Genomic DNA, 22883 nt, shown 5'->3' with positions numbered 1-22883 from the left:
ACCGCTGTAGAAAGATAATTTTAGCCTTAGACAGCGTTTTGTCAATTCCATAAAACACTAATTTACAATTAAATAAAAAAAGTTTTAAACACTATAACGTTTTCGTTGGATAACTATTTTTTTATAAAAAGAGGTCGATTCAAAAATTACATACTTTAGATAAATATTGAATAATTTTCTTGAGTTTAAACCATCAAATAGTACATAAAAGTCATTTAAATTATTCAATAAAACTTTATTATCTACCCTAAAACCAACCGTAATTATGAAAAAATTAAATTTAAAGGTTTATTTTATTACAGTATTTACTGTACTTTTTTATTCGTGCTCAGACAATGAAGCTGAGAAAATGAATCCCAGAGCTGAAAGTCAGCAATTTGAGATTATAAATATTACAAATCATGATGGAAAACCGTTTAGCACAGGAATTGAAAAATCATCTTTGACAAAAAAGTACGTCGATAATCCAGGAGGAGGTGTCATGATGCAGGCTTTTTACTGGGATGTTCCTGCTGGTGGAAATTGGTGGAATGTTGTAAATGGCAAATTGACAGCCTGGTCGAATGCCGGAATTGGATCAATATGGCTGCCTCCCGTTTCAAAAGCACAAAACGGTGCTTTTTCCATGGGATATGACCCTACAGATTATTTTGATTTTGGAGATTATAATCAAAACGGAACTATAGAAACCCGATTTGGATCTAAAACAGAATTAGTAAGTCTAATTACAAAAGCGCATACTGAAAACATGAAGGTTTATGCCGATATCGTAATTAATCATAATAGCGGCGGACAGTCAGAAGCTAATCCGTTTACGGGAACGAGTACCTGGACCAATTTTAATAATATAGCCTCAGGAAAATTCAAACGTACTTACAATGACTTTTATAAAAATAGTTACGGCAATAATGACGAAGGCTTTTTTGGAGGCTTTCCTGATTTGTGCCACGCTAATCCGTATGTACAAGACTGGTTATGGATAAGAGCTGACGGAGTGGGGAAATACTACAAAAACACCATGAAGTTTGATGGCTGGAGATTTGATTACGTTAAAGGTTTTGGTCCTTGGGTAGTAAACGCCTGGAATGCTAATGTTGGTGGATTTTCTGTTGGAGAATATTGGGATTCAAATGTAAACACGCTGGAATGGTGGGCAAACAACGCTAATAGTTCCGTTTTTGATTTTGCTTGTTATTACAAAATGAACGATGCCTTTGATGGCAATAATCTCGCTATCTTAAATGACGACATGATGTGGAAAAGAAATCCCTACAAAGCCGTGACATTTGTAAGCAATCATGACACCGATGAAATTTCAAATAAATTATTGGCCTATTCATATATTCTAACTCATGAAGGATATCCAACCATTTTCTATAGAGATTATGAAGAGTGGCTGGATAAAAACAAATTGAATAACCTTATATGGATACATAACAACAAAGCTACTGGCACTACCTCTATCCTATATTCTGATAATGACGAATATGTTGCCAGAAGAAATGGATACAATGGAAATCCAGGATTAGTTGTCTATATCAATAACTCAAATTCATGGCAGGAAAGATGGATTCAAACCAATTGGGCCAATACACAAATCAAAGATTTTACAGGAAATTCAACTTGGTTTCCTACTACACAAGCAGATAAATGGGTAAAAATTCAATGTCCGCCAAAAGGATATTCAGTTTGGTCCATCAATCAATAATTTATCTAAAAATGAGATTTAAGGCTGTTCTAAAAAAACAGCCTTATTTTTTTGTCGATAACTTTGCTATCATAAACTATGACCTTCAAATTAAGAAGTGAATATTTTTATTAAGCCGTAATTAATAGTACTTTTGCAACCTATTTATACAAAATATGAGCTTTTTAAAAGAAATACAACGCAGACGAACTTTTGGAATTATATCGCATCCTGATGCCGGTAAAACCACCTTAACCGAAAAATTATTACTTTTTGGAGGAGCTATTCAGGAGGCAGGAGCTGTAAAAAACAACAAAATAAAAAAAGGAGCAACAAGTGATTTCATGGAAATTGAACGCCAAAGAGGTATTTCGGTTTCTACTTCTGTGCTTGCTTTTAATTATAATGACAAAAAAATCAATATTCTTGATACTCCCGGTCACAAGGATTTTGCGGAAGATACTTTTAGGACTTTAACCGCTGTTGACAGTGTTATTGTTGTGGTTGACGTTGCGAAAGGGGTTGAGGAACAAACTGAAAAATTAGTTGCCGTTTGTAGAATGCGTAACATACCGATGATTGTTTTTATCAATAAATTAGACCGTGAAGGAAAAGATGCTTTTGACTTAATGGATGAAGTGGAACAAAAGTTAGGACTGACTGTTACACCTTTAAGCTTTCCTATTGGTATGGGTTATGACTTTCAGGGAATTTATAATTTATGGGAGCAAAATATCAATCTTTTTAGTGGGGATAGCCGTAAAAACATTGAGGAAACCATCGCATTTTCTGACGTTCAAAATCCGGAATTAGAAAAAATTATTGGTCAGAAACCTGCAGACAGACTTCGTGAAGAGTTAGAATTGATTGATGAAGTATATCCAAAATTTGATCGTCAGGATTATTTAGATGGAAAATTACAGCCTGTCTTTTTTGGTTCTGCATTGAACAACTTTGGTGTTCGTGAATTATTGGATTGTTTCGTTTCCATCGCTCCATCTCCTAGAGCAAAAGATTCTGAAACACGTCTTGTTGACCCTACCGAAGAAAAAATGTCAGGTTTTGTGTTCAAAATCCATGCTAATATGGATCCTAAACACCGTGACCGTCTGGCATTTATTAAAATTGTTTCGGGAACTTTCGAAAGAAACAAACCTTACTATCATGTTCGTCAAAAGAAAAATTTAAAATTCTCAAGTCCAAATGCTTTTTTTGCTGAGAAAAAAGAAATCGTTGATATTTCATACCCTGGTGATATTGTTGGTTTACACGATACCGGAAACTTTAAGATTGGAGACACTTTAACCGAAGGTGAATTAATGAGTTTCAAAGGAATTCCGAGTTTTTCACCAGAGCATTTTAGATACATCAACAATGCTGATCCAATGAAAGCAAAACAACTGGATAAGGGAATTGATCAGTTAATGGATGAAGGTGTTGCTCAGTTATTTACATTAGAAATGAATAACCGTAAAATTATTGGAACTGTTGGTGCACTACAATATGAAGTTATTCAGTATCGTTTAGAACATGAATATGGTGCAAAATGTACATATGAAAACTTCCCGGTTCACAAAGCTTGCTGGGTAAAACCAAATGATCCCAAAAGTGATGAATTCAAAGAGTTTAGAAGAATCAAGCAAAAATTCCTGGCTCACGATAAATACGGTCAATTGGTGTTTTTGGCTGACTCTGATTTCACAATTCAGATGACCCAAAGCAAATATCCAAATGTAAAATTGTTTTTTACTTCGGAATTTGAATAACTAAAATATATCATAAATCAAAAAACGCCAATTTTTCAATTGGCGCTTTTTTTATGGAATTAAATTAACTTTTAAAAAAATTAATTTTCTTATTTTATGTGAGTCAAATATATTACAGAACTTTAACTCCCTAAAATATATTCGTTAAAAATGAATTATATCGGATTAAATACAAAAAGCTAAATACTTCATGATTCTTTCTTCAAATTTAATTTTATAAAAAAGCTCCATTTCTGGAGCTTTAAAACATTATGTCTCTTTTTTTAATTCTTAATCAACTTCACAGTTTTTGATTGACTCTTCTCATTAGTAACTTTCAATAAGTACACTCCGTTTGGAGTACTACCTAAATCTAGTATAGTCGTTCCTGAATTTATTTTTTGGGTTTGAATCACTTTCCCCAATAAATCAAATATAACTGCAGTACCGTTTAAGTCACTATTGATAAAAAATGCATTATTTGACGGATTAGGATATACTTTCAAACTTGAACTAAAATCCAAATTATGATCGCCAACACTTAAAGTTGTGCAAGTTTTACCGGTTATAATAATAGAACTGCCAATCCAGTTAGAAGAACTTGCAGATAAATCAAAATTAATTAATGTACCATCATTCCCATTTCCGCTTGAATCTGTCAAGGTTGTGACTGCTGAATTATCCGCACCTTCAAATCCCTGATTGAATTTATAATAACCTACCAATCCTGGTTGAGCTCCTGCGAATTCGCAATCCATTTGGTCCTGGATTTCAGCCTGAGTTAAAACCTTGTCCCAAATTCGTGCTTCGTCAATTACACCATATAAAAGATTATTATTAGTGTCAAACGCTCCAATTCTTACCTCATTCCCTGTAAAGGCTGGGATATTATTATCTGTGGCTACAATATTACCATTTTTATATAATGTCATTGTGGTTGTTGCTAAATCATAAGTTACAGCAACATGATACCATGTATCAGCGTCTAATGGATCAATATCACTTAATGCCTGATAAGTACCATTATGACCTGCAGACAATGTACCGTTAGGTATATAAATAGCATGTCTGCCATCCTGATTACCTCCAGAAATAATATTGTTAACCTTTGATAAATCACTTACATTAATCCATGCTTCTTTTGTATAGGTGGCTGGCATATTAAAAGGTAAATCTACATAGCCTCCAGCAAAGTTTAAAGCAGAACCTTTAATGATATTTACCTGTACTTGAGTACGCGTACTTTCACAAGATAGAGTTTGGGAAACATAATATAAACCTGTCGACAAAGCCGTTGTTGCGTCTAGTGCAGTATCTCCAGTAGCATTCGTGTACCATTTTAAGTCGGTACCTGTCGCTGATAAATCTGAAACTTTTGCACTTGAATTAAAGTTTTGTGGAGAAGTTACTGTAGGTTCAGTAGTAGGGCAATAAGTAAGTGTGGGGATTACCAAATTAGTACTAACATCCTTTATTACAAAAGTATAAGTAACTGAAGTAGAAATTAATGAATTAGGTATTATGGAAAATTCATGTTCCGTAAAACTACTATTTTTTCTAGGCATGGTAAATGTAGTATTTTGCTCCGTACTTTTGAACAGGCCGGCAACAAATGAAGAGGAATTACCCGAAGAAATTTGCTGAGTAGTATTTGTCCCATCATTTACTACGGAAGAACTAACAAGAGTAAATGGAGATTGTGAATCTGTAATATTATTCCATGTCTGACCGTTATTGTCTGAAAATTGGAGAATAGCATTTACACCTACTGAGGAACCAAAAATTTGGTCAGTATTAGGATCTGTACCAGTATTATCTTCAACAGCTATTCTAATTCTTATTGGATCAAAATTATTGATTTGTATAGGAGCATTTGTTGTTGCTTTCCATGTAGCTGTTATTTCTGAACCATCATCATTTCTCCAACGATAAGCTGTTATTCTGGTCAATGCATTAGCATAAAAGAAATTGGCAAGGAGTAATGTAAAAAGTAATATTTTTTTCATATTGGTAAATTGTGTTAAAAAATTAATTAAAAATTGGATTAAATTCGTGGTATTTGTCTGTTTCTTGTAGATTTGAGTTTTATGGTTAATAAATATATTAGGATGAACATGATAAATAACACAGGAAAAAACAAAGGATACTTTGTAAATAATGAAATATTATTATTTGGCTGAATAGTTCCTGATACTAATGTTCCGCTTGTGCCTTTTTTTTCTGAAATAATTGATCCGTTACTGTTAATGATGGCATTAATACCACAATTATTAGCAACACTAATGTCTTTTCGATTTTCAACTGCCTGAAGTCGGGTGTAATAAAAGTGTAGGTCTGATATGTAATTGTCCTTAAACCAGCCATCATTACTGAAATTGAACAGGAAATTAGCACCATTTCTAACTTGCTCTGCTCCACAATTTTCTACCACAACTTCATTACAAATCAAATTCCCAGCTTTTCCAAAACGAGTTTGAATTGGTTGCTGGCTGTGACCTTTTGACAAAACAAAACCGTCCTGACTTAAAAATGGAACGAGGAATTTACCTACTGGTTCTTCAATACCTTTAAGCAAAATTTGTTTATTGTAAATTCCGTTTACCCTATTTTGATTGTTGATATAAAAAACCGAATTGTATAATTTTTTATCAGTGCTGTTTTCATTATTAATTCCAATAACGTGAGTAAGATCATGATTACTGCTTATTTTGATTATTTCTTTTAATAAGTCATCATCGGGAGAATACGTCCACGGAAGTGCAGTTTCCGGCCAAATGATAAAATCAGGCTCAAGTGCCACCGCATCTTTGCACAATTTAAAATAGTTGTTTGCAAAAGTATTCCCATTTTCACTATTCCATTTGGTTTCCGGATTTGTATTATCTGAAACCACAGCTATCTTAAATGATTTTCCAACCGGACTTGGCTTGAAAGTATAAAAGGTTACAGCACCTATTATGAACATAAACGCAAGTATAGAAAAACCATATAACAAATACAGTTTCTTTTTCTGAATATAAAATTCAGCTACAAAAAGGTTGATTAAAACGGTTAAAAAACTTAGCAGAATTAAACCTCCGTAACTAGACAACTGAATGGTGTAAATATTAGTAACAAATGGAAAGCCAATCCTAATGGAATGTAATGGAAATGATTGTAATGTGAATGCAAAAACAAACTCGAAAGTTGCCCATACAGCCGCTACACATAATCTGTTTAAAACCAATAATCTATGTGATATTATATTTGATGTTAAAATAGTTTTAGTAATCCATGAAATTGCAGCAAAATAAATCCCGAGAAAAATACTGCTAATAAGGAAAACTAATACTCCATAAAAAAAGTCATTTCCAGTATAATGACTTATGCCTCTAATCATCCAGAAAAAAGAACCTAATCCGGTTCCGAAACCATAAAAAAAACCAATTCCTAATGACTTTTTTTTAGTGTTCTCTTTTATAAGTATAAATAATGGAGCAACAGTAATGCAAACTAATAAAATCCAAAGATAATTGAGGGCAAAGCTCAGTATTAAACCGAATGTTACTGATATAACTGCTCTTTTTAAGTTGTTTCCCATTTATAAACAATTGTAAAACTTAAAGTTGGATTAGCAGCAATAAGTGTATAATGATAACTAAAAGAATAAATTAATTTAATAGCTTTAGATTGGTTGCTTGGTCAAAGTTAAATAATTATAAAACTTTTATCATAAGGGGTAACCCCTGAATATTAAAATTTCCATTTAATAAATGCATAAAAAAAGCTCCATTTCTGGAGCTTTTAAAATTTATGCTTGTCCTGCCGGACCAAAATTAAGCGGTATTGGTGCTTGTTCAGTTTCTTTAATTTCGCCATGAGCTGCCTCAAATCGGTGAATATTCTCTCCAATTGCTCTCAATAATCTTTTAGCATGTTGCGGTGTCAGGACAATTCTTGATTTCACCTTGGCTTTTGGAGTACCCGGCATAATATTTACAAAATCTAAAACAAATTCTGATGATGAGTGATTAATAATTGCAAGGTTGGAATAGATTCCTTCCGCAATAGTTTCGTCCAGCTCAATATTAATTTGCTCTTGTTGTTTCGGATTACTCATAATTTAAGTATTTTTTTTCAATTTCCCTCTTTCGAAAAAGAGGGAATTGATAAGAATTAATAAATATATTCTTCTTTATTTGCCATCATTTCATTGTAATCGTCCTTAGAACCTACAATTGTATGATCGTATTCTCTCATACCAGTTCCCGCAGGGATTCTGTGTCCAACAATTACATTTTCTTTCAATCCTTCAAGATCATCTACTTTACCAGCCACTGCAGCTTCGTTAAGTACTTTTGTTGTTTCCTGGAAAGAAGCAGCAGAAATGAATGATTTAGTTTGTAGCGAAGCTCTTGTAATACCTTGTAAAACTGGCGTTGCCGTTGCAGTAATTACGTCTCTTGCTACAACAAGGTTTTTATCATTACGTTTCAGCAATGAATTTTCATCACGTAAATCACGAGGCGTAATAATCTGACCCGGTTTCAATACTGCAGAATCTCCAGCATCTTCCACCACTTTCATGCCATATAATTTATCGTTTTGAACGATAAAATCTTTAGTATGGATCAATTGGTCTTCTAAGAATAAAGTATCACCAGGATCCTGAACTCTTACTTTACGCATCATTTGACGAATAACTACCTCAAAGTGCTTGTCATTAATTTTCACCCCTTGTAAACGGTAAACTTCCTGAATTTCATTTACCAAATACTGTTGAACAGCAGCTGGCCCCTGAATTCTTAAAATATCATCCGGAGTAATTGCACCATCCGACAATGGAACACCTGCTCTCACAAAGTCATTCTCCTGAACCAGAATTTGACTTGATAATTTAACCAGGTATTTTCTAATGTCACCAAATTTGGATTCGATCACAATCTCACGGTTACCTCTCTTGATTTTTCCAAAAGAAACAACTCCATCGATTTCAGAAACAACAGCTGGATTAGATGGATTACGAGCTTCTAACAACTCTGTAATTCTTGGTAAACCTCCTGTAATATCTCCTGATTTAGAAGAACGACGTGGAATTTTAACCAGTACTTTACCTGCCTTAATTTTCTCCCCGTTTTCAACCATTAAGTGGGCTCCAACTGGTAAGTTATAAGAACGAATTAACTCTCCTTCTTTACCGTAAACCAATAAGGTTGGGATTAATTTTTTAGCTCTGGATTCAGAAATTACTTTTTCCTGGAAACCTGTTTGCTCATCAATTTCAACCATGAATGACTGACCTTGCTCTAAATCTTCATAAGCAATTTTACCGGTAAACTCAGAAACGATAACTCCATTATATGGATCCCATTTACAGATAACATCACCTTTGGCTACAGATTGTCCATCCTGAACAAAGATACTGGAACCGTAAGGAATATTATTTGTACTTAAAAGAATACCTGTTCTTTCGTCGATTAATTTTAATTCTGTTGAACGTGAAACTACAATATCAACTGAATTACCTTCATTGTCTTCTCCTTTAACAGTTTTTAAATCTTCAATTTCCAGTTTACCAGCGAAACGCGTAATAATGCTAGACTCCTCAGAAATACCACCCGCAACCCCTCCAACGTGGAAAGTACGAAGTGTTAACTGTGTACCAGGCTCACCAATAGATTGAGCTGCAATAACACCTACTGCTTCTCCTCTTTGTGTCATTTTTCCGGTAGCTAAATTTCTACCGTAACATTTAGCACAAATTCCTTTCAGCGCTTCACATGTTAATGGAGAACGAACTTCAACTTTCTCAACTGGAGAAGCTTCAATCGCTTTCATTATAGCTTCAGTAATTTGGTCTCCCGATCTTACTAAAATTTCACTATCCAAAGGATTAATTACATCTTGTAATGCAACACGTCCTAGTATTCTTTCTCCTAATGATTCAACAATTTCCTCATTTTTCTTCAATGCAGAAACTTCAACACCTCTAAGAGTCCCACAATCCTCAATGTTAACAATAACATCTTGAGAAACGTCATGCAATCTTCTTGTCAGGTAACCAGCATCGGCAGTTTTAAGAGCCGTATCCGCAAGACCTTTACGAGCACCGTGAGTAGAAATAAAGTACTCAAGAATCGAAAGACCTTCCTTAAAGTTAGAAAGAATCGGGTTTTCAATAATTTCTCCACCACCAGCAGTAGATTTTTTAGGCTTAGCCATCAAACCACGCATACCAGTTAACTGACGAATCTGTTCTTTAGAACCCCTCGCTCCAGAATCAAGCATCATATATACCGAGTTGAAACCTTGTTGGTCTTCTCTAATATTTTTCATTGCTAACTCTGTCAATTGAGCATTTGCTGAAGTCCATACGTCAATAACTTGGTTGTAACGCTCGTTATTGGTAATAAGACCCATATTATAATTCACAGAAATACCTTCAACTTGCTCTCTGGCATCTGCAATTAATTTTGTTTTCTGTTCTGGAATTCTAATATCCCCAAGAGAGAATGATAAACCTCCTCTAAATGCGAACTTATAACCCATATCTTTCATATTGTCCAGGAAAGCTGCTGTAGTAGGTACATTGGTCACACTTAAAATATGTCCAATAATATCTCTAAGGTTTTTCTTAGTCAATACATCATTGATATACCCAGCTGCTTCAGGTACTACTTCATTAAATAATACACGACCTGCAGTTGTCTGAATAATCTTGTACACTAATTCTCCAGCTTCATTAAAATCTTTTGCTCTAATTTTTACACGAGCATTCAATTCTAATCTTCCTTCGTTTAATGCAATATTTACTTCTTCTGCAGAATAAAAAGTTAAGTCCTGACCTAAAATTTTATGTTCCGGAGTAGAGATACGTTCTTTGGTCATATAATACAGACCCAAGACCATATCCTGAGAAGGTACAGTAATTGGAGCACCATTTGCAGGATTCAGGATATTGTGGGAAGCCAACATTAATAATTGTGCCTCTAAAATAGCCTCTGGTCCTAATGGCAAGTGAACTGCCATCTGATCCCCATCAAAATCGGCGTTGAAAGCCGTACATACTAATGGGTGCAATTGGATCGCTTTTCCTTCAATTAATTTTGGCTGGAAAGCTTGAATACCCAATCTGTGCAATGTAGGAGCACGGTTTAGTAATACTGGATGTCCTTTAATTACATTTTCAAGGATATCCCAAACTACAGGCTCTTTTTTGTCTATAATTTTCTTAGCAGATTTTACTGTTTTAACAATACCTCTTTCAATCAATTTACGGATTACGAAAGGTTTGTATAATTCAGCAGCCATATCTTTTGGCAAACCGCATTCGAATAATTTCAATTCAGGACCAACAACAATTACCGAACGAGCAGAATAATCCACACGTTTTCCAAGTAAGTTTTGACGGAAACGTCCTTGCTTACCTTTTAATGAATCTGATAATGATTTTAATGGTCTGTTTGATTCTGTTTTTACAGCAGAAGCTTTACGAGTATTGTCGAAAAGTGAATCTACTGATTCCTGCAACATACGTTTCTCGTTTCTTAAGATAACTTCTGGAGCTTTGATCTCCATTAATCTTTTCAAACGGTTGTTACGAATAATTACACGACGGTATAGATCATTTAAATCTGAAGTCGCAAAACGACCTCCGTCAAGTGGCACAAGCGGACGTAATTCTGGTGGAATAACAGGAACCACTTTCATAATCATCCACTCTGGACGGTTCTCGCGGTTTAAGTTAGACTCACGGAAAGACTCAACAACTTGTAATCTTTTTAAAGCTTCAGTTTTACGTTGTTTAGATGTTTCGTTATTAGCACTGTGTCTCAATTGGTAAGACAACTCATCTAAGTCGATACGTGCTAATAAATCCATAATACATTCTGCTCCCATTTTGGCAACAAATTTATTAGGGTCCATATCATCTAAATATTGGTTTTCCTGCGGAAGCGTATCTAAAATATTCAGATATTCTTCTTCTGTTAAGAAATCTAATCTTTGTAATGATTCTCCATCTGCATTTTTAGCAATACCAGCCTGAATTACTACGTATCTTTCATAGTAAATGATCATATCTAATTTCTTAGACGGAAGACCAAGTATATAACCAATTTTGTTTGGAAGAGAACGGAAATACCAGATATGGGCAATTGGCACAACAAGGTTGATGTGTCCTACTCTGTCACGACGTACTTTTTTCTCAGTAACTTCAACACCACAACGGTCACAGATGATCCCTTTGTAACGAATTCTTTTATATTTACCACAAGCACATTCAAAATCCTTAACAGGTCCGAAGATTCTTTCGCAGAAAAGTCCGTCACGCTCTGGTTTGTGAGTTCTGTAGTTGATAGTTTCTGGTTTCAACACCTCTCCTCTTGATTCTTTCAGGATAGATTCTGGTGAAGCTAATCCTATCGAAATTTTGTTAAATCTTTTTATAGGATTCTTATCTTTATTATTATTTCTATTATTCATCATAGTTTTTACTATTGATTTATCTGCAATTAAAAAATTGATTCTCGCTTTAGTCGAAAGTTTAAAAGCCGAAAGTCAAAAGTCATTTGGGACTTTAAAACTTTAAGACATTTGACTTTATGACTTAAACACTACCTCGGGTTACTTCTCTAAACTTCAAACTAAATTTTGAAGTGCTAATTATAAAACTTTTCAGGTTTATATAAAAAATCGGAACGGGTTACGGGTATAAATCCTAAAAACTTTTATTTTAATAAACAGCTTCAGCCTCAGCTTTCAGTGTTGAACTGAATACTGAGACTGCAACTGAAAACTTTATTTATTCTTCTAAACGAATGTCAAGTCCAAGACCTTTCAATTCATGCATTAATACATTGAATGATTCAGGTAATCCCGGTTCTGGCATAGACTCTCCCTTAACGATAGCTTCGTAAGTTTTAGCTCTACCAATAACGTCATCGGATTTAACTGTTAAGATTTCACGAAGTGTACTTGATGCCCCATAAGCTTCAAGTGCCCAAACCTCCATCTCTCCAAAACGCTGACCTCCAAATTGAGCTTTACCTCCAAGTGGTTGTTGAGTAATCAACGAGTATGGTCCGATAGAACGTGCGTGCATCTTATCATCAACCATGTGTCCTAATTTAAGCATGTAAATTACACCCACGGTTGCTGCCTGATGGAAACGCTCTCCAGTACCACCATCATAAAGGTGTGTATGCCCGAAACGTGGTACTCCAGCCTCATCAGTTAATTCATTAATTTGATCCAAAGAAGCACCATCAAAAATCGGGGTAGCAAATTTTCTACCTAAATTTTGTCCAGCCCAACCAAGAACAGTTTCATAAATCTGACCAATGTTCATACGTGAAGGTACCCCAAGTGGATTCAATACGATATCTACCGGTGTTCCGTCTTCAAGGAAAGGCATATCCTCATGACGAACGATTCTGGCAACAATACCTTTGTTACCGTGACGCCCTGCCATTTTATCCCCTACTTTCAGTTTACGTTTTTTAGCGATATAAATTTTCGCTAATTTCAAGATTCCAGATGGTAATTCATCTCCAACTGTAATAGTGAATTTTTCTCTTCTTAAAGATCCTTGTAAGTCGTTCAGCTTAATTTTATAGTTATGAATTAAATCATTCACCATTTTATTTGTAGCATCATCAGCAACCCATTGACCTTTGCTTAAGTGAGCAAAATCTTCTACTGCGTAAAGCATTTTTTGAGTATATTTTTTACCTTTTGGTAAAACTTCTTCACCCAAATCATTCATTACACCCTGAGATGTTTTTCCGTTTACGATCAGGAATAATTTCTCAACCAATCTGTCTTTTAATTCAACAAACTTAGTTTCAAATTCCATTTCTAAAGCGCCTAAAGCATCTTTATCCTGAGTACGTTTACGTTTATCTTTTACGGCTCTTGCAAATAATTTTTTATCAAGAACTACACCATGTAAAGATGGAGACGCTTTTAATGAAGCATCTTTCACATCACCTGCTTTATCCCCGAAGATTGCACGAAGCAATTTCTCTTCCGGAGTAGGATCTGATTCCCCTTTTGGAGTAATTTTTCCAATCAAAATGTCGCCAGGTTTAACCTCTGCTCCAATTCTGATCATACCGTTTTCATCTAAATCTTTAGTAGCTTCTTCAGAAACGTTAGGAATATCGTTTGTTAACTCTTCGTTTCCTAACTTAGTATCTCTAACCTCTAATGAATAATCATCAACGTGGATAGAAGTAAAAATATCATCACGAACTACTTTTTCAGAAATTACAATCGCATCCTCAAAGTTATACCCTTTCCATGGCATGAACGCAACTTTTAAGTTTCTACCTAAAGCTAATTCACCATTTTGAGTAGCATATCCTTCTGATAATACCTGACCAAGACTCACTCTGTCACCTTTTCTTACGATAGGTTTCAGGTTGATACTTGTTCCTTGATTCGTTTTTCTAAATTTAATTAAGTTGTATGTTTTTTCATCAGCATCAAAACTAACCATTCTTTCTTCTTCAGTACGGTCGTATTTAATAGTAATAATATTAGCATCAACATATTCCACAGTTCCATCTCCTTCAGCATTAATCAATACTCTGGAATCTGAAGCTACCTGACGCTCTAAACCAGTACCAACAATTGGTGCTTCCGGACGGATCAAAGGAACCGCCTGACGCATCATGTTAGATCCCATTAAGGCTCTATTCGCATCATCATGTTCCAGGAAAGGAATCAATGAAGCAGAAATCGAAGCAATCTGATTAGGGGCAACGTCTGTATAATGTACTGCAGATGGCTCAACAACCGGAAAGTCACCTTCCTCACGAGCAATAACATTGCTCGCTGTAATTTTACCTGTAGAATCCATTTCAATGTTTGCCTGAGCAATCATTTTTCCTTCTTCCTCTTCAGCACTTAAGTAGATAGGTGTACTTACTAAATCAACTACACCATCAGTAACTTTACGGTAAGGAGTTTCAATGAAACCCATTCCGTTAACTTTTGCATAAACACCAAGAGATGAAATCAAACCAATGTTTGGTCCCTCTGGAGTTTCAATCGGACATAAACGACCATAGTGTGTATAGTGAACGTCACGAACCTCGAAACCAGCTCTCTCTCTAGAAAGTCCACCAGGTCCAAGTGCAGATAATCTTCTTTTGTGTGTAATCTCAGCTAATGGATTCGTTTGATCCATAAATTGAGACAACTGGTTCGTACCAAAGAAAGAGTTGATAACCGATGATAATGTTTTAGCATTAATCAAATCAATTGGTGTAAACACCTCGTTATCCCTAACGTTCATTCTCTCACGAATAGTTCTGGCCATACGCGCTAAACCAACACCGAATTGTTGAGACAATTGTTCACCAACTGTTCTAACACGACGGTTTGATAAGTGATCAATATCATCAATCTCTGCTTTAGAGTTAATTAATTCGATCAAATATTTTACAATGGTAATGATATCTTCTTTGGTAAGCACTTGCTTTTCCATTGGAATATCCAAACCAAGTTTTTTGTTCATTCTGTAACGACCAACTTCACCTAAGTTATAACGTTGATCAGAGAAGAACAATTTATCAATAATACCACGAGCAGTTTCTTCATCAGGCGGTTCTGCATTACGCAATTGTCTGTAGATATGCTCAACAGCTTCTTTTTCAGAGTTTGTTGGATCTTTTTGTAACGTGTTGTGGATAATTGCATAATCTGCCTGATTATTATCCTCTTTGTGCAACAAAATAGATTTAACGTTAGCATCAATGATTTCTTCAACATTATCTTTATCGATAATAGTATCTCTGTCAAGGATGATTTCGTTACGTTCGATAGAAACTACCTCACCGGTATCCTCATCAACGAAATCCTCGTGCCAAGTGTTCAATACACGTGCAGCAAGTCTTCTTCCAATATATTTTTTAATACCTGTTTTAGAAACTTTAATTTCTTCAGCAAGGTCAAAGATTTCAAGGATATCCTTGTCTCTTTCAAACCCAATTGCACGGAATAAAGTTGTAACCGGTAATTTTTTCTTTCTATCGATATAAGCATACATTACGCTGTTGATATCTGTAGAAAATTCTATCCAGGAACCTTTAAAAGGAATTACTCTGGCAGAATAAAGTTTTGTTCCATTTGCATGGAATGATTGACCAAAGAAAACTCCAGGAGAACGGTGTAGCTGTGACACTACCACACGCTCAGCACCATTGATAACAAAAGTACCGCTTGGAGTCATATAAGGTATTGTTCCAAGATAAACGTCTTGTACAATAGTTTCAAAATCTTCGTGTTCAGGATCTGTACAATATAGTTTTAACCTGGCTTTTAAAGGCACACTATAAGTAAGACCTCTCTCTATACATTCTTGAATGGTATAACGTGGCGGATCTACAAAATAATCAAGGAACTCCAATACAAAGTTGTTTCTGGTATCTGTAATTGGAAAGTTTTCCATGAAGGTATTGTATAACCCTTCGTCGCCTCTTTCGTCAGATTTAGTTTCTAATTGAAAAAAATCTTTAAACGATTTAACCTGAACATCAAGAAAATCCGGATATTGAGGTATATTTTTTGTAGAGGCAAAATTCAATCTTTCAGTCTGATTTGTTATCATCAATGGACAAAATTTTGATTAAAAAAAAGTAATTTTTTGTGTAAACACACTCACTGTTTAATTTATACTTTCTTATTAAAATCAATACATCTTTAAAAATGAATCGGAGAAATATGATTCAATTTTTTTCTTCGTATTGATCAAAAACTTTTTCGTATTTTAAACTATTTGATAATAAAATTGGATATATTTTATTATACGAAAAATGGTTTAGGTCATTGAGCATTAACTCAAGACCTAAACCTAGTTCTTAAAACCGAATTGAATTATTTTAATTCAACTACAGCTCCAGCTTCTTCTAATGATTTTTTAAGACCTTCAGCCTCTTCTTTAGAAACACCTTCTTTAACGTTACTTGGAGCACCGTCAACTACATCTTTAGCCTCTTTAAGACCTAAACCTGTAAGTTCTTTTACTAATTTTACAACTGCTAATTTAGAAGCACCAGCTTCTTTTAATACAACTGTAAATTCAGTTTGTGCTTCTTCAGCAGCACCTTCTCCACCACCAGCAGCAACTACTACAGCTGCAGCAGCAGGCTCGATACCATACTCGTCTTTTAATATTGTTGCTAATTCGTTAACTTCTTTAACTGTTAAGTTAACTAATTGTTCTGCGAATTGTTTCAAATCTGCCATTTTTTCTATCGTTTAAAATGATTTGTAAAATATAATTTATTTATTGTGCGCTAATTAAGCAGCAAGGAAAAAATCCTTGCATTGAATTTATTATGCTTCAACTTCTTCGCTACCAGCGAATTTGTTTTGTAAAGCAGAAATAATTCTTTGGGCCGGTGATTGCAATAATCCAATAAGTTCTCCAAGAAGTTCTTCTTTAGATTTAATAGTTGCTAATGCATCTAATTGATCATCACCAATGTAAATTTCAGAATTAATGTAAGCTCCTTTTAATACAGGCTTAGCTGATTTTTTTCTGAAATCTTTAATTATTTTTCCAGGTGCATTTGCAACATCTGAAATGAATATAGCACTATTACCGCTCAATACAGAAGGTAAATCACCATAATCATTAGCAGAAGCTTCCATTGCTTTTGCAAGCAAAGTGTTTTTTACTACCTCTAATTTTATACCTGCTTTAAAGCAAGCTCTTCTCAAGCTTGAAGTTGTCTCTGCGTTTAATCCAGAAATATCAGATACATAAATGATATTTGTACCAGCTAACTGCGCAGTTAAATTTTCAATCGCGATTGATTTTTCTTCTCTAGTCATACTAAAAATTATTAACTACCAATTATACTGCTTTTGGATCCAATGCAATTGCAGGACTCATAGTGCTTGTAAGGTGAATACCTTTAATATAGGTACCTTTAGCAGCAGTTGGTTTAAGTTTGATTAATGTTTGAATAATTTCGTGTGCATTGTCATAAATTTGCTCAGCTCCAAAAGAAACTTTACCAATTCCGGCATGTACGATACCAGTTTTATCAACTTTAAAATCGATTTTACCAGCTTTAACCTCTGCAACAGCTTTAGCAACATCCATAGTTACTGTACCTGTTTTAGGGTTTGGCATTAAACCTCTAGGTCCTAAAATACGACCTAATGGGCCTAATTTACCCATAACAGCCGGCATAGTGATGATTACATCAACATCTGTCCAACCATCTTTAATTTTTTGTAAATACTCATCAAGACCAACATAGTCTGCTCCAGCTTCCTTTGCTTCCGCCTCTTTATCTGGAGTAACCAATGCTAATACTTTAACATCTTTACCTGTTCCGTGAGGTAATGTAACCACACCTCTAACCATTTGATTCGCTTTTCTTGGATCTACACCCAAACGAACTGCGATATCAACAGACTCATCAAATTTTGCAGAAGCTATAACTTTTATCAATGCAGCTGCATCTTTTAAAGAGTATAGTTTGTTCTTTTCAATTTTTGAAGCAGCCTCTTTTTGCTTTTTTGTTAATTTTGCCATTTCTTTCTCTTAATTAAAAAGGAGCATCTCCTGATACAGTTATACCCATAGACCTAGCAGTTCCAGCGATCATGCTCATTGCAGATTCGATTGTAAATGCATTTAAGTCTACCATTTTATCTTCAGCAATTGCTTTGATAACGTCCCAAGTAACGCTAGCTACTTTTTTACGATTTGGTTCACCTGATCCAGACTTTAGCTTTGCAGCTTCCAATAATTGGACAGCAGCTGGAGGAGTTTTTACAACAAAATCAAATGATTTGTCTTTATACACAGTAATTTGAACTGGGCATATTTTGCCAGGTTTATCTTGTGTTCTAGCATTGAATTGCTTACAGAACTCCATGATATTAACCCCAGCAGCTCCTAAAGCAGGTCCAACCGGTGGCGACGGATTCGCAGCACCTCCCTTAACTTGTAGTTTAACTACCTTACTAATTTCTTTAGCCATTTTTTAAAAAATTTTACACCACAATTATTGGAAGCAATTGCAGTGGTTATTATAGATGTAACAAAAATTATACTTTTTCAACTTGCATAAAACTTAGCTCAAGTGGAGTCTTTCTTCCGAAAATTTTCACCATAACTTCAAGCTTACGCTTTTCTTCATTTATTTTTTCAACCGTTCCGTTAAATCCATTAAAAGGACCATCGATCACTTTAACCGTTTCTCCTAAGTTGAAAGGAATAGCACGAGTATCTGTATTTACAGCAAGCTCATCCACCTTACCTAACATTCTATTTACTTCTGATAGCCTCAAAGGAACAGGCTCCCCTCCTTTAATCTCTCCTAAAAATCCAATCACACTAGTAATAGACTTAATAATATGAGGTATCTCACCAATTAAATTAGCTTCAATCATAACATATCCAGGAAAATAAACTTTATCCTTAGACATTTTTTTCCCATCTTTTACAGTTACCACTTTTTCAGTAGGAACTAAAACCTGAGAAACATAATCACCCATACCTAGTCTGGCAATCTCAGTTTCGATGTAAGCTTTGACTTTGTTTTCCTGTCCGCTTACAGCTCTAACTACATACCATTTTTTCACATTATTATCTGCCATCACAAAAAATTTATCCTTTTAACCAGTTAAAAAATCCAGCCAAAGCTTTTGCAAAAAATTCATCTACTCCCCATGTTGCCAAAGCAAATAGAATTGAAAATACAGCCACAACAATTGTCAATTTTTGCACTTCAGCCCAAGCTGGCCAAGTAACATTTGACTTTAACTCTTCGAAAGCCTCTGATAAATAATTAGTTACTTTTGTCATTTGATATATTTTTTATTGCACGGGCGGAGGGATTCGAACCCCCATCAACGGTTTTGGAGACCGCTATTCTACCCTTGAACTACGCCCGTAATTAAAGCCAGTGATTTCAGTTAAGAAAACCAACTGGCTTTTATAATTTTTTATAGGATTAACCTACGATTTCAGTCACCTGACCTGCTCCTACAGTTCTACCACCTTCACGGATAGCAAAACGTAAACCTACGCTCATTGCGATTGGGCTTAACAAAGCAACATTGATAGTCAAGTTATCTCCTGGCATCACCATCTCTACACCTTCTGGCAAAGTAATAACTCCTGTTACGTCAGTTGTACGTACGTAGAACTGTGGACGGTAGTTATTATGGAATGGAGTGTGACGTCCACCTTCTTCTTTTTTCAGGATATAAACCTCAGCTTTGAAAGTAGCGTGTGGTTTTACTGATCCTGGCTTAATGATAACCATTCCTCTTTTGATAGATTCTTTATCTACACCTCTTAACAATAAACCTACGTTATCTCCAGCTTCACCTCTATCAAGGATTTTACGGAACATCTCAACTCCTGTAATAGTAGAAGTTAATTTATCAGCTCCCATACCAATGATTTCAACAGCATCACCTGTATTAGCAATACCAGTTTCGATACGACCTGTAGCAACAGTTCCACGACCAGTAATTGTAAATACATCCTCAACCGGCATCAAGAAAGGTTTTGCAGTATCACGTACTGGCTCTTCGATCCAGTTATCAACAGCTTCCATCAATTCAATAATTTTAGGAACCCAAGCAGGATCATTATTCAACCCACCTAAAGCAGAACCCTGAACAACAGGTCCATTATCTCCATCATATTCGTAGAAAGACAATAAATCTCTAATTTCCATTTCAACAAGTTCCAACAACTCAGCGTCATCAACCATATCTACTTTGTTCATGAAAACTACCATTCTAGGAATACCAACCTGGCGACCTAAAAGGATGTGCTCACGAGTTTGTGGCATTGGACCATCTGTAGCAGCAACTACTAAGATAGCTCCGTCCATTTGAGCAGCTCCAGTAACCATATTCTTTACGTAATCCGCGTGACCTGGACAGTCAACGTGAGCGTAATGACGATTAGCTGTTTCATACTCTACGTGTGATGTATTAATTGTAATACCTCTTTCTTTTTCTTCTGGAGCATTATCGATTTGATCAAATGATTTTGCTTGACAATAACCTGCATCTGACAATACTTTTGTAATTGCCGCAGTTAATGTTGTTTTTCCGTGATCCACGTGCCCAATTGTTCCAATGTTTAAATGGGGCTTGTTACGGTTAAAATTTTCCTTTGCCATTTTACTTAATTTTTAATCTTAGTTATATATTTATTTCAATTTCCTACTTACTTGAGCCAACTACGGGAATTGAACCCGTGACCTCTTCCTTACCAAGGAAGCACTCTACCTCTGAGCTAAGTCGGCAGAATCCTTGATTAAAGAGTTTAGATTCTAATTTCAGATTTTTTCAATCCACAATCTAAAACCCGCAATCTAAATTAATTCTTGTGGGGAGAGCAGGATTCGAACCTGCGAAGTTCACACAGCAGATTTACAGTCTGCCCTCGTTGGCCGCTTGAGTATCTCCCCATTTTTTTATCAATAATTGCATAAACAATTTCAAATCGTATTTGAAAATATTAGAGCCGGCGGAGGGACTCGAACCCACGACCTGCTGATTACAAATCAGCTGCTCTAGCCAACTGAGCTACGCTGGCAATATCAATAAAAAAGTCCGCTATTTCTAACGGACTGCAAATGTAGCTATTTTATCTTTGTATCAAAACATTTTTTAAAAAAAAATTTCAATTATATGTGTGCTCTTACCTTTTCCTTCCTTTTTACCAGTAAACGCTCTAATGATTCTGCCGAAAGTTCAACCGCTTCTTCAAAAGTCTTACATTGTTTTTTTACCAAAAAATCATCTCCAGGAACATTAATTTTAATCTCTACAAATTTATTCTCCTTATCACTTGTTCTTTCTACTTTCAAAAAAACATCTGAAGAAACCACCTTGTCGTAGTATTTTTCTAATTTATCCATTCTTTCCTGAATAAAATCTACCAATTTTCTGTCAACAGTAAAGTTAACTGCGTGAACATCTACCTTCATAATACAAATTTTAGGGTTAAACATTTCAGAATTATTATTTATTTCTTGGATGTGCATTTGTATATACCTTTTTAAGCTCCGCTAAACTATTATGAGTATAAACTTGTGTTGACGCCAAACTCGAATGCCCTAATAATTCCTTAACTGAATTTAAATCTGCCCCGTTATTTAATAAATGAGTCGCAAACGTATGACGAAGCACATGCGGACTCTTTTTTACCTTTTCGGAGACTTTACTAAAGTATGAATTTATTAATCGATACACAAAAGATTCACTCAATTTTAACCCTTTTTTTGAAATAAAGAAATAATCACTATCTACAATATTTTCGATCGATGACCGCTCAATTAAATAGTCAGCAAGCTGTCCGGCAATAATTGGCAAAACAGGAATGATACGCTCTTTATTTCTCTTTCCTAGAACCTTAATTACATTTGTGGACAAATCAACATTCTTAATCATTAAATGTATTAATTCCGCCCTTCGCATTCCTGTAGTATAAAACATATCTACAATAAGCTTATCCCTGACTTCTTCAAAACCAACAGGAGAACCAACAGCCTGCATTAAATCCATCAGTTCTTTTTCAGAAAATGGAATCTGAACAACTTTAGGCATCTTCAATGCCCTATGCTTTAGCATTGGACTCACCTCTATTTGCTTTGTTTTTAAAAGAAATTTATAAAATGCTTTTAACGAAGCCATTTTTCTATTTACAGAGACATTGGAAATATCATCATCTACTAACGAAACAATCCAGCTTCTGACCTGACTGTAATTTACCTTATCAATATTCTCTTGTTCAAAATGAGCTTTATTAAATATTTCAAAAAATGCAATATCATTTAAATAAGCATTAACCGTATGAGCAGAATATTTCTTTTCCAGCTCAAGATAATCACGAAAAGCGTCTTTATTAGATTTCATAAAAAATAAATATTATCCTCCTCTACCTTTTTATATATTTATTTTAAAATCAAAGTGATTTTAAAATAATAGGCATAAAAAAAACCGTTAGCATCAAAGTTATAACTTTATGATGACTAACGGTAATTATTTTGAAAAGCTGTTACTAACTTTCTAAACCATCTTTCATGTTTTGAATGTAAGCCGCTTTTTGGATTTGAGCTCTTTTGATTACAGAAGGCTTAATAAAAGCAGTACGTGCTCTTAGTTGACGAACAGTTCCTGTTTTATCAAATTTTCTTTTATAGCGCTTTAATGCTCTATCGATATTTTCTCCGTCTTTAATTGGTATAATTAACATAATATTGACACCTCCTCTCGTTAAGGGTGCAAAAGTAAATATTAATTATGAATTATGAGTTATAAATTATAAATTATTTTAAAAGAATAAAGAGCATAGAAGAAAGAGAATAGATTTTATCTCAAATTCTTTATTCTTTATTCTTTATTCTTTATTCTTTATTCTTTATTCTTTATTCTTTATTCTTTATTCTTTATTCTTTATTCTTTATTCTTTATTC

The 22883-nt window shown here is 34.7% G+C and carries 17 protein-coding genes and 4 tRNA genes; 2 read left to right on the top strand and 19 right to left on the bottom strand.

Going from position 1 to position 22883, the window contains the following annotated elements; all coding sequences use genetic code 11:
- Window positions 1–265: 265 nt before the first annotated feature.
- Both J2W48_RS20765 and J2W48_RS20760 read left to right on the top strand, forming a co-directional pair.
- Entirely contained in the window at window positions 266–1708 is a 1443-nt protein-coding gene (locus tag J2W48_RS20765) for an alpha-amylase (RefSeq protein WP_310283868.1), read from the top strand.
- A gap of 155 nt (window positions 1709–1863) precedes the next feature.
- Window positions 1864–3453, top strand: a complete 1590-nt coding sequence (locus tag J2W48_RS20760; protein ID WP_310283865.1) for a peptide chain release factor 3 — start codon at window positions 1864–1866, stop codon at window positions 3451–3453.
- Between the two features lie 263 nt (window positions 3454–3716).
- On the opposite strand, the gene J2W48_RS20755 is transcribed toward J2W48_RS20760, so the two are convergent.
- The 19 genes from J2W48_RS20755 to rpsU form a co-directional block, all read right to left on the bottom strand.
- Window positions 3717–5438, bottom strand: coding sequence for a LamG-like jellyroll fold domain-containing protein (locus tag J2W48_RS20755; RefSeq protein WP_310283863.1), 1722 nt, complete (start codon window positions 5436–5438; stop codon window positions 3717–3719).
- Window positions 5439–5476: 38 nt separating this feature from the next.
- Window positions 5477–7012 (bottom strand): apolipoprotein N-acyltransferase, encoded by a 1536-nt coding sequence (lnt, locus tag J2W48_RS20750; RefSeq protein ID WP_310283860.1) that lies wholly within the window; start codon window positions 7010–7012, stop codon window positions 5477–5479.
- A 210-nt stretch (window positions 7013–7222) separates the two neighbouring features.
- Complete coding sequence (locus J2W48_RS20745) at window positions 7223–7531, bottom strand: DUF3467 domain-containing protein (RefSeq protein ID WP_025572408.1); 309 nt, start codon at window positions 7529–7531, stop codon at window positions 7223–7225.
- 56 nt (window positions 7532–7587) lie between these two features.
- Complete coding sequence (gene rpoC / locus J2W48_RS20740; protein ID WP_310283854.1) at window positions 7588–11898, bottom strand: DNA-directed RNA polymerase subunit beta'; 4311 nt, start codon at window positions 11896–11898, stop codon at window positions 7588–7590.
- Window positions 11899–12214: 316 nt separating this feature from the next.
- Complete coding sequence (gene rpoB / locus J2W48_RS20735) at window positions 12215–16027, bottom strand: DNA-directed RNA polymerase subunit beta (protein WP_310283851.1); 3813 nt, start codon at window positions 16025–16027, stop codon at window positions 12215–12217.
- A 266-nt stretch (window positions 16028–16293) separates the two neighbouring features.
- On the bottom strand, window positions 16294–16665 hold the full coding sequence (gene rplL / locus J2W48_RS20730) for a 50S ribosomal protein L7/L12 (protein ID WP_007807437.1): 372 nt from the start codon (window positions 16663–16665) through the stop codon (window positions 16294–16296).
- A gap of 90 nt (window positions 16666–16755) precedes the next feature.
- Window positions 16756–17256, bottom strand: coding sequence for a 50S ribosomal protein L10 (gene rplJ, locus J2W48_RS20725; protein WP_310283849.1), 501 nt, complete (start codon window positions 17254–17256; stop codon window positions 16756–16758).
- A 22-nt stretch (window positions 17257–17278) separates the two neighbouring features.
- Window positions 17279–17968 (bottom strand): 50S ribosomal protein L1, encoded by a 690-nt coding sequence (gene rplA, locus J2W48_RS20720; RefSeq protein WP_073240943.1) that lies wholly within the window; start codon window positions 17966–17968, stop codon window positions 17279–17281.
- 13 nt (window positions 17969–17981) lie between these two features.
- Entirely contained in the window at window positions 17982–18419 is a 438-nt protein-coding gene (gene rplK, locus J2W48_RS20715; protein ID WP_007807442.1) for a 50S ribosomal protein L11, read from the bottom strand.
- Between the two features lie 67 nt (window positions 18420–18486).
- Window positions 18487–19038, bottom strand: coding sequence for a transcription termination/antitermination protein NusG (gene nusG, locus J2W48_RS20710; RefSeq protein ID WP_310283844.1), 552 nt, complete (start codon window positions 19036–19038; stop codon window positions 18487–18489).
- A gap of 10 nt (window positions 19039–19048) precedes the next feature.
- Window positions 19049–19246, bottom strand: coding sequence for a preprotein translocase subunit SecE (secE, locus tag J2W48_RS20705; protein ID WP_008466927.1), 198 nt, complete (start codon window positions 19244–19246; stop codon window positions 19049–19051).
- Window positions 19247–19264: 18 nt separating this feature from the next.
- Window positions 19265–19335 (bottom strand) — tRNA-Trp (locus J2W48_RS20700).
- Between the two features lie 59 nt (window positions 19336–19394).
- Complete coding sequence (gene tuf / locus J2W48_RS20695) at window positions 19395–20582, bottom strand: elongation factor Tu (RefSeq protein ID WP_310283842.1); 1188 nt, start codon at window positions 20580–20582, stop codon at window positions 19395–19397.
- A 54-nt stretch (window positions 20583–20636) separates the two neighbouring features.
- A tRNA-Thr gene (locus J2W48_RS20690) sits at window positions 20637–20708 on the bottom strand.
- Between the two features lie 84 nt (window positions 20709–20792).
- Window positions 20793–20873, bottom strand: a tRNA-Tyr gene (locus J2W48_RS20685).
- 54 nt (window positions 20874–20927) lie between these two features.
- A tRNA-Thr gene (locus J2W48_RS20680) sits at window positions 20928–21001 on the bottom strand.
- 91 nt (window positions 21002–21092) lie between these two features.
- Entirely contained in the window at window positions 21093–21395 is a 303-nt protein-coding gene (hpf, locus tag J2W48_RS20675) for a ribosome hibernation-promoting factor, HPF/YfiA family (protein ID WP_310283839.1), read from the bottom strand.
- 34 nt (window positions 21396–21429) lie between these two features.
- The gene (locus J2W48_RS20670; protein WP_310283837.1) at window positions 21430–22323 is read right to left on the bottom strand and encodes a tyrosine-type recombinase/integrase; all 894 of its coding nucleotides are present in this window, start codon (window positions 22321–22323) and stop codon (window positions 21430–21432) included.
- Window positions 22324–22468: 145 nt separating this feature from the next.
- Window positions 22469–22663 (bottom strand): 30S ribosomal protein S21, encoded by a 195-nt coding sequence (gene rpsU, locus J2W48_RS20665; RefSeq protein ID WP_007807454.1) that lies wholly within the window; start codon window positions 22661–22663, stop codon window positions 22469–22471.
- Between the last annotated feature and the right edge of the window lie 220 nt (window positions 22664–22883).

The sequence above is a fragment of the Flavobacterium piscis genome, from assembly GCF_031457575.1.
Classification (GTDB): domain Bacteria; phylum Bacteroidota; class Bacteroidia; order Flavobacteriales; family Flavobacteriaceae; genus Flavobacterium; species Flavobacterium piscis_A.
The sequence above is the reverse complement of the archived record's forward strand: the minus strand, read 5'-3'. Positions and strand labels throughout refer to the sequence as shown.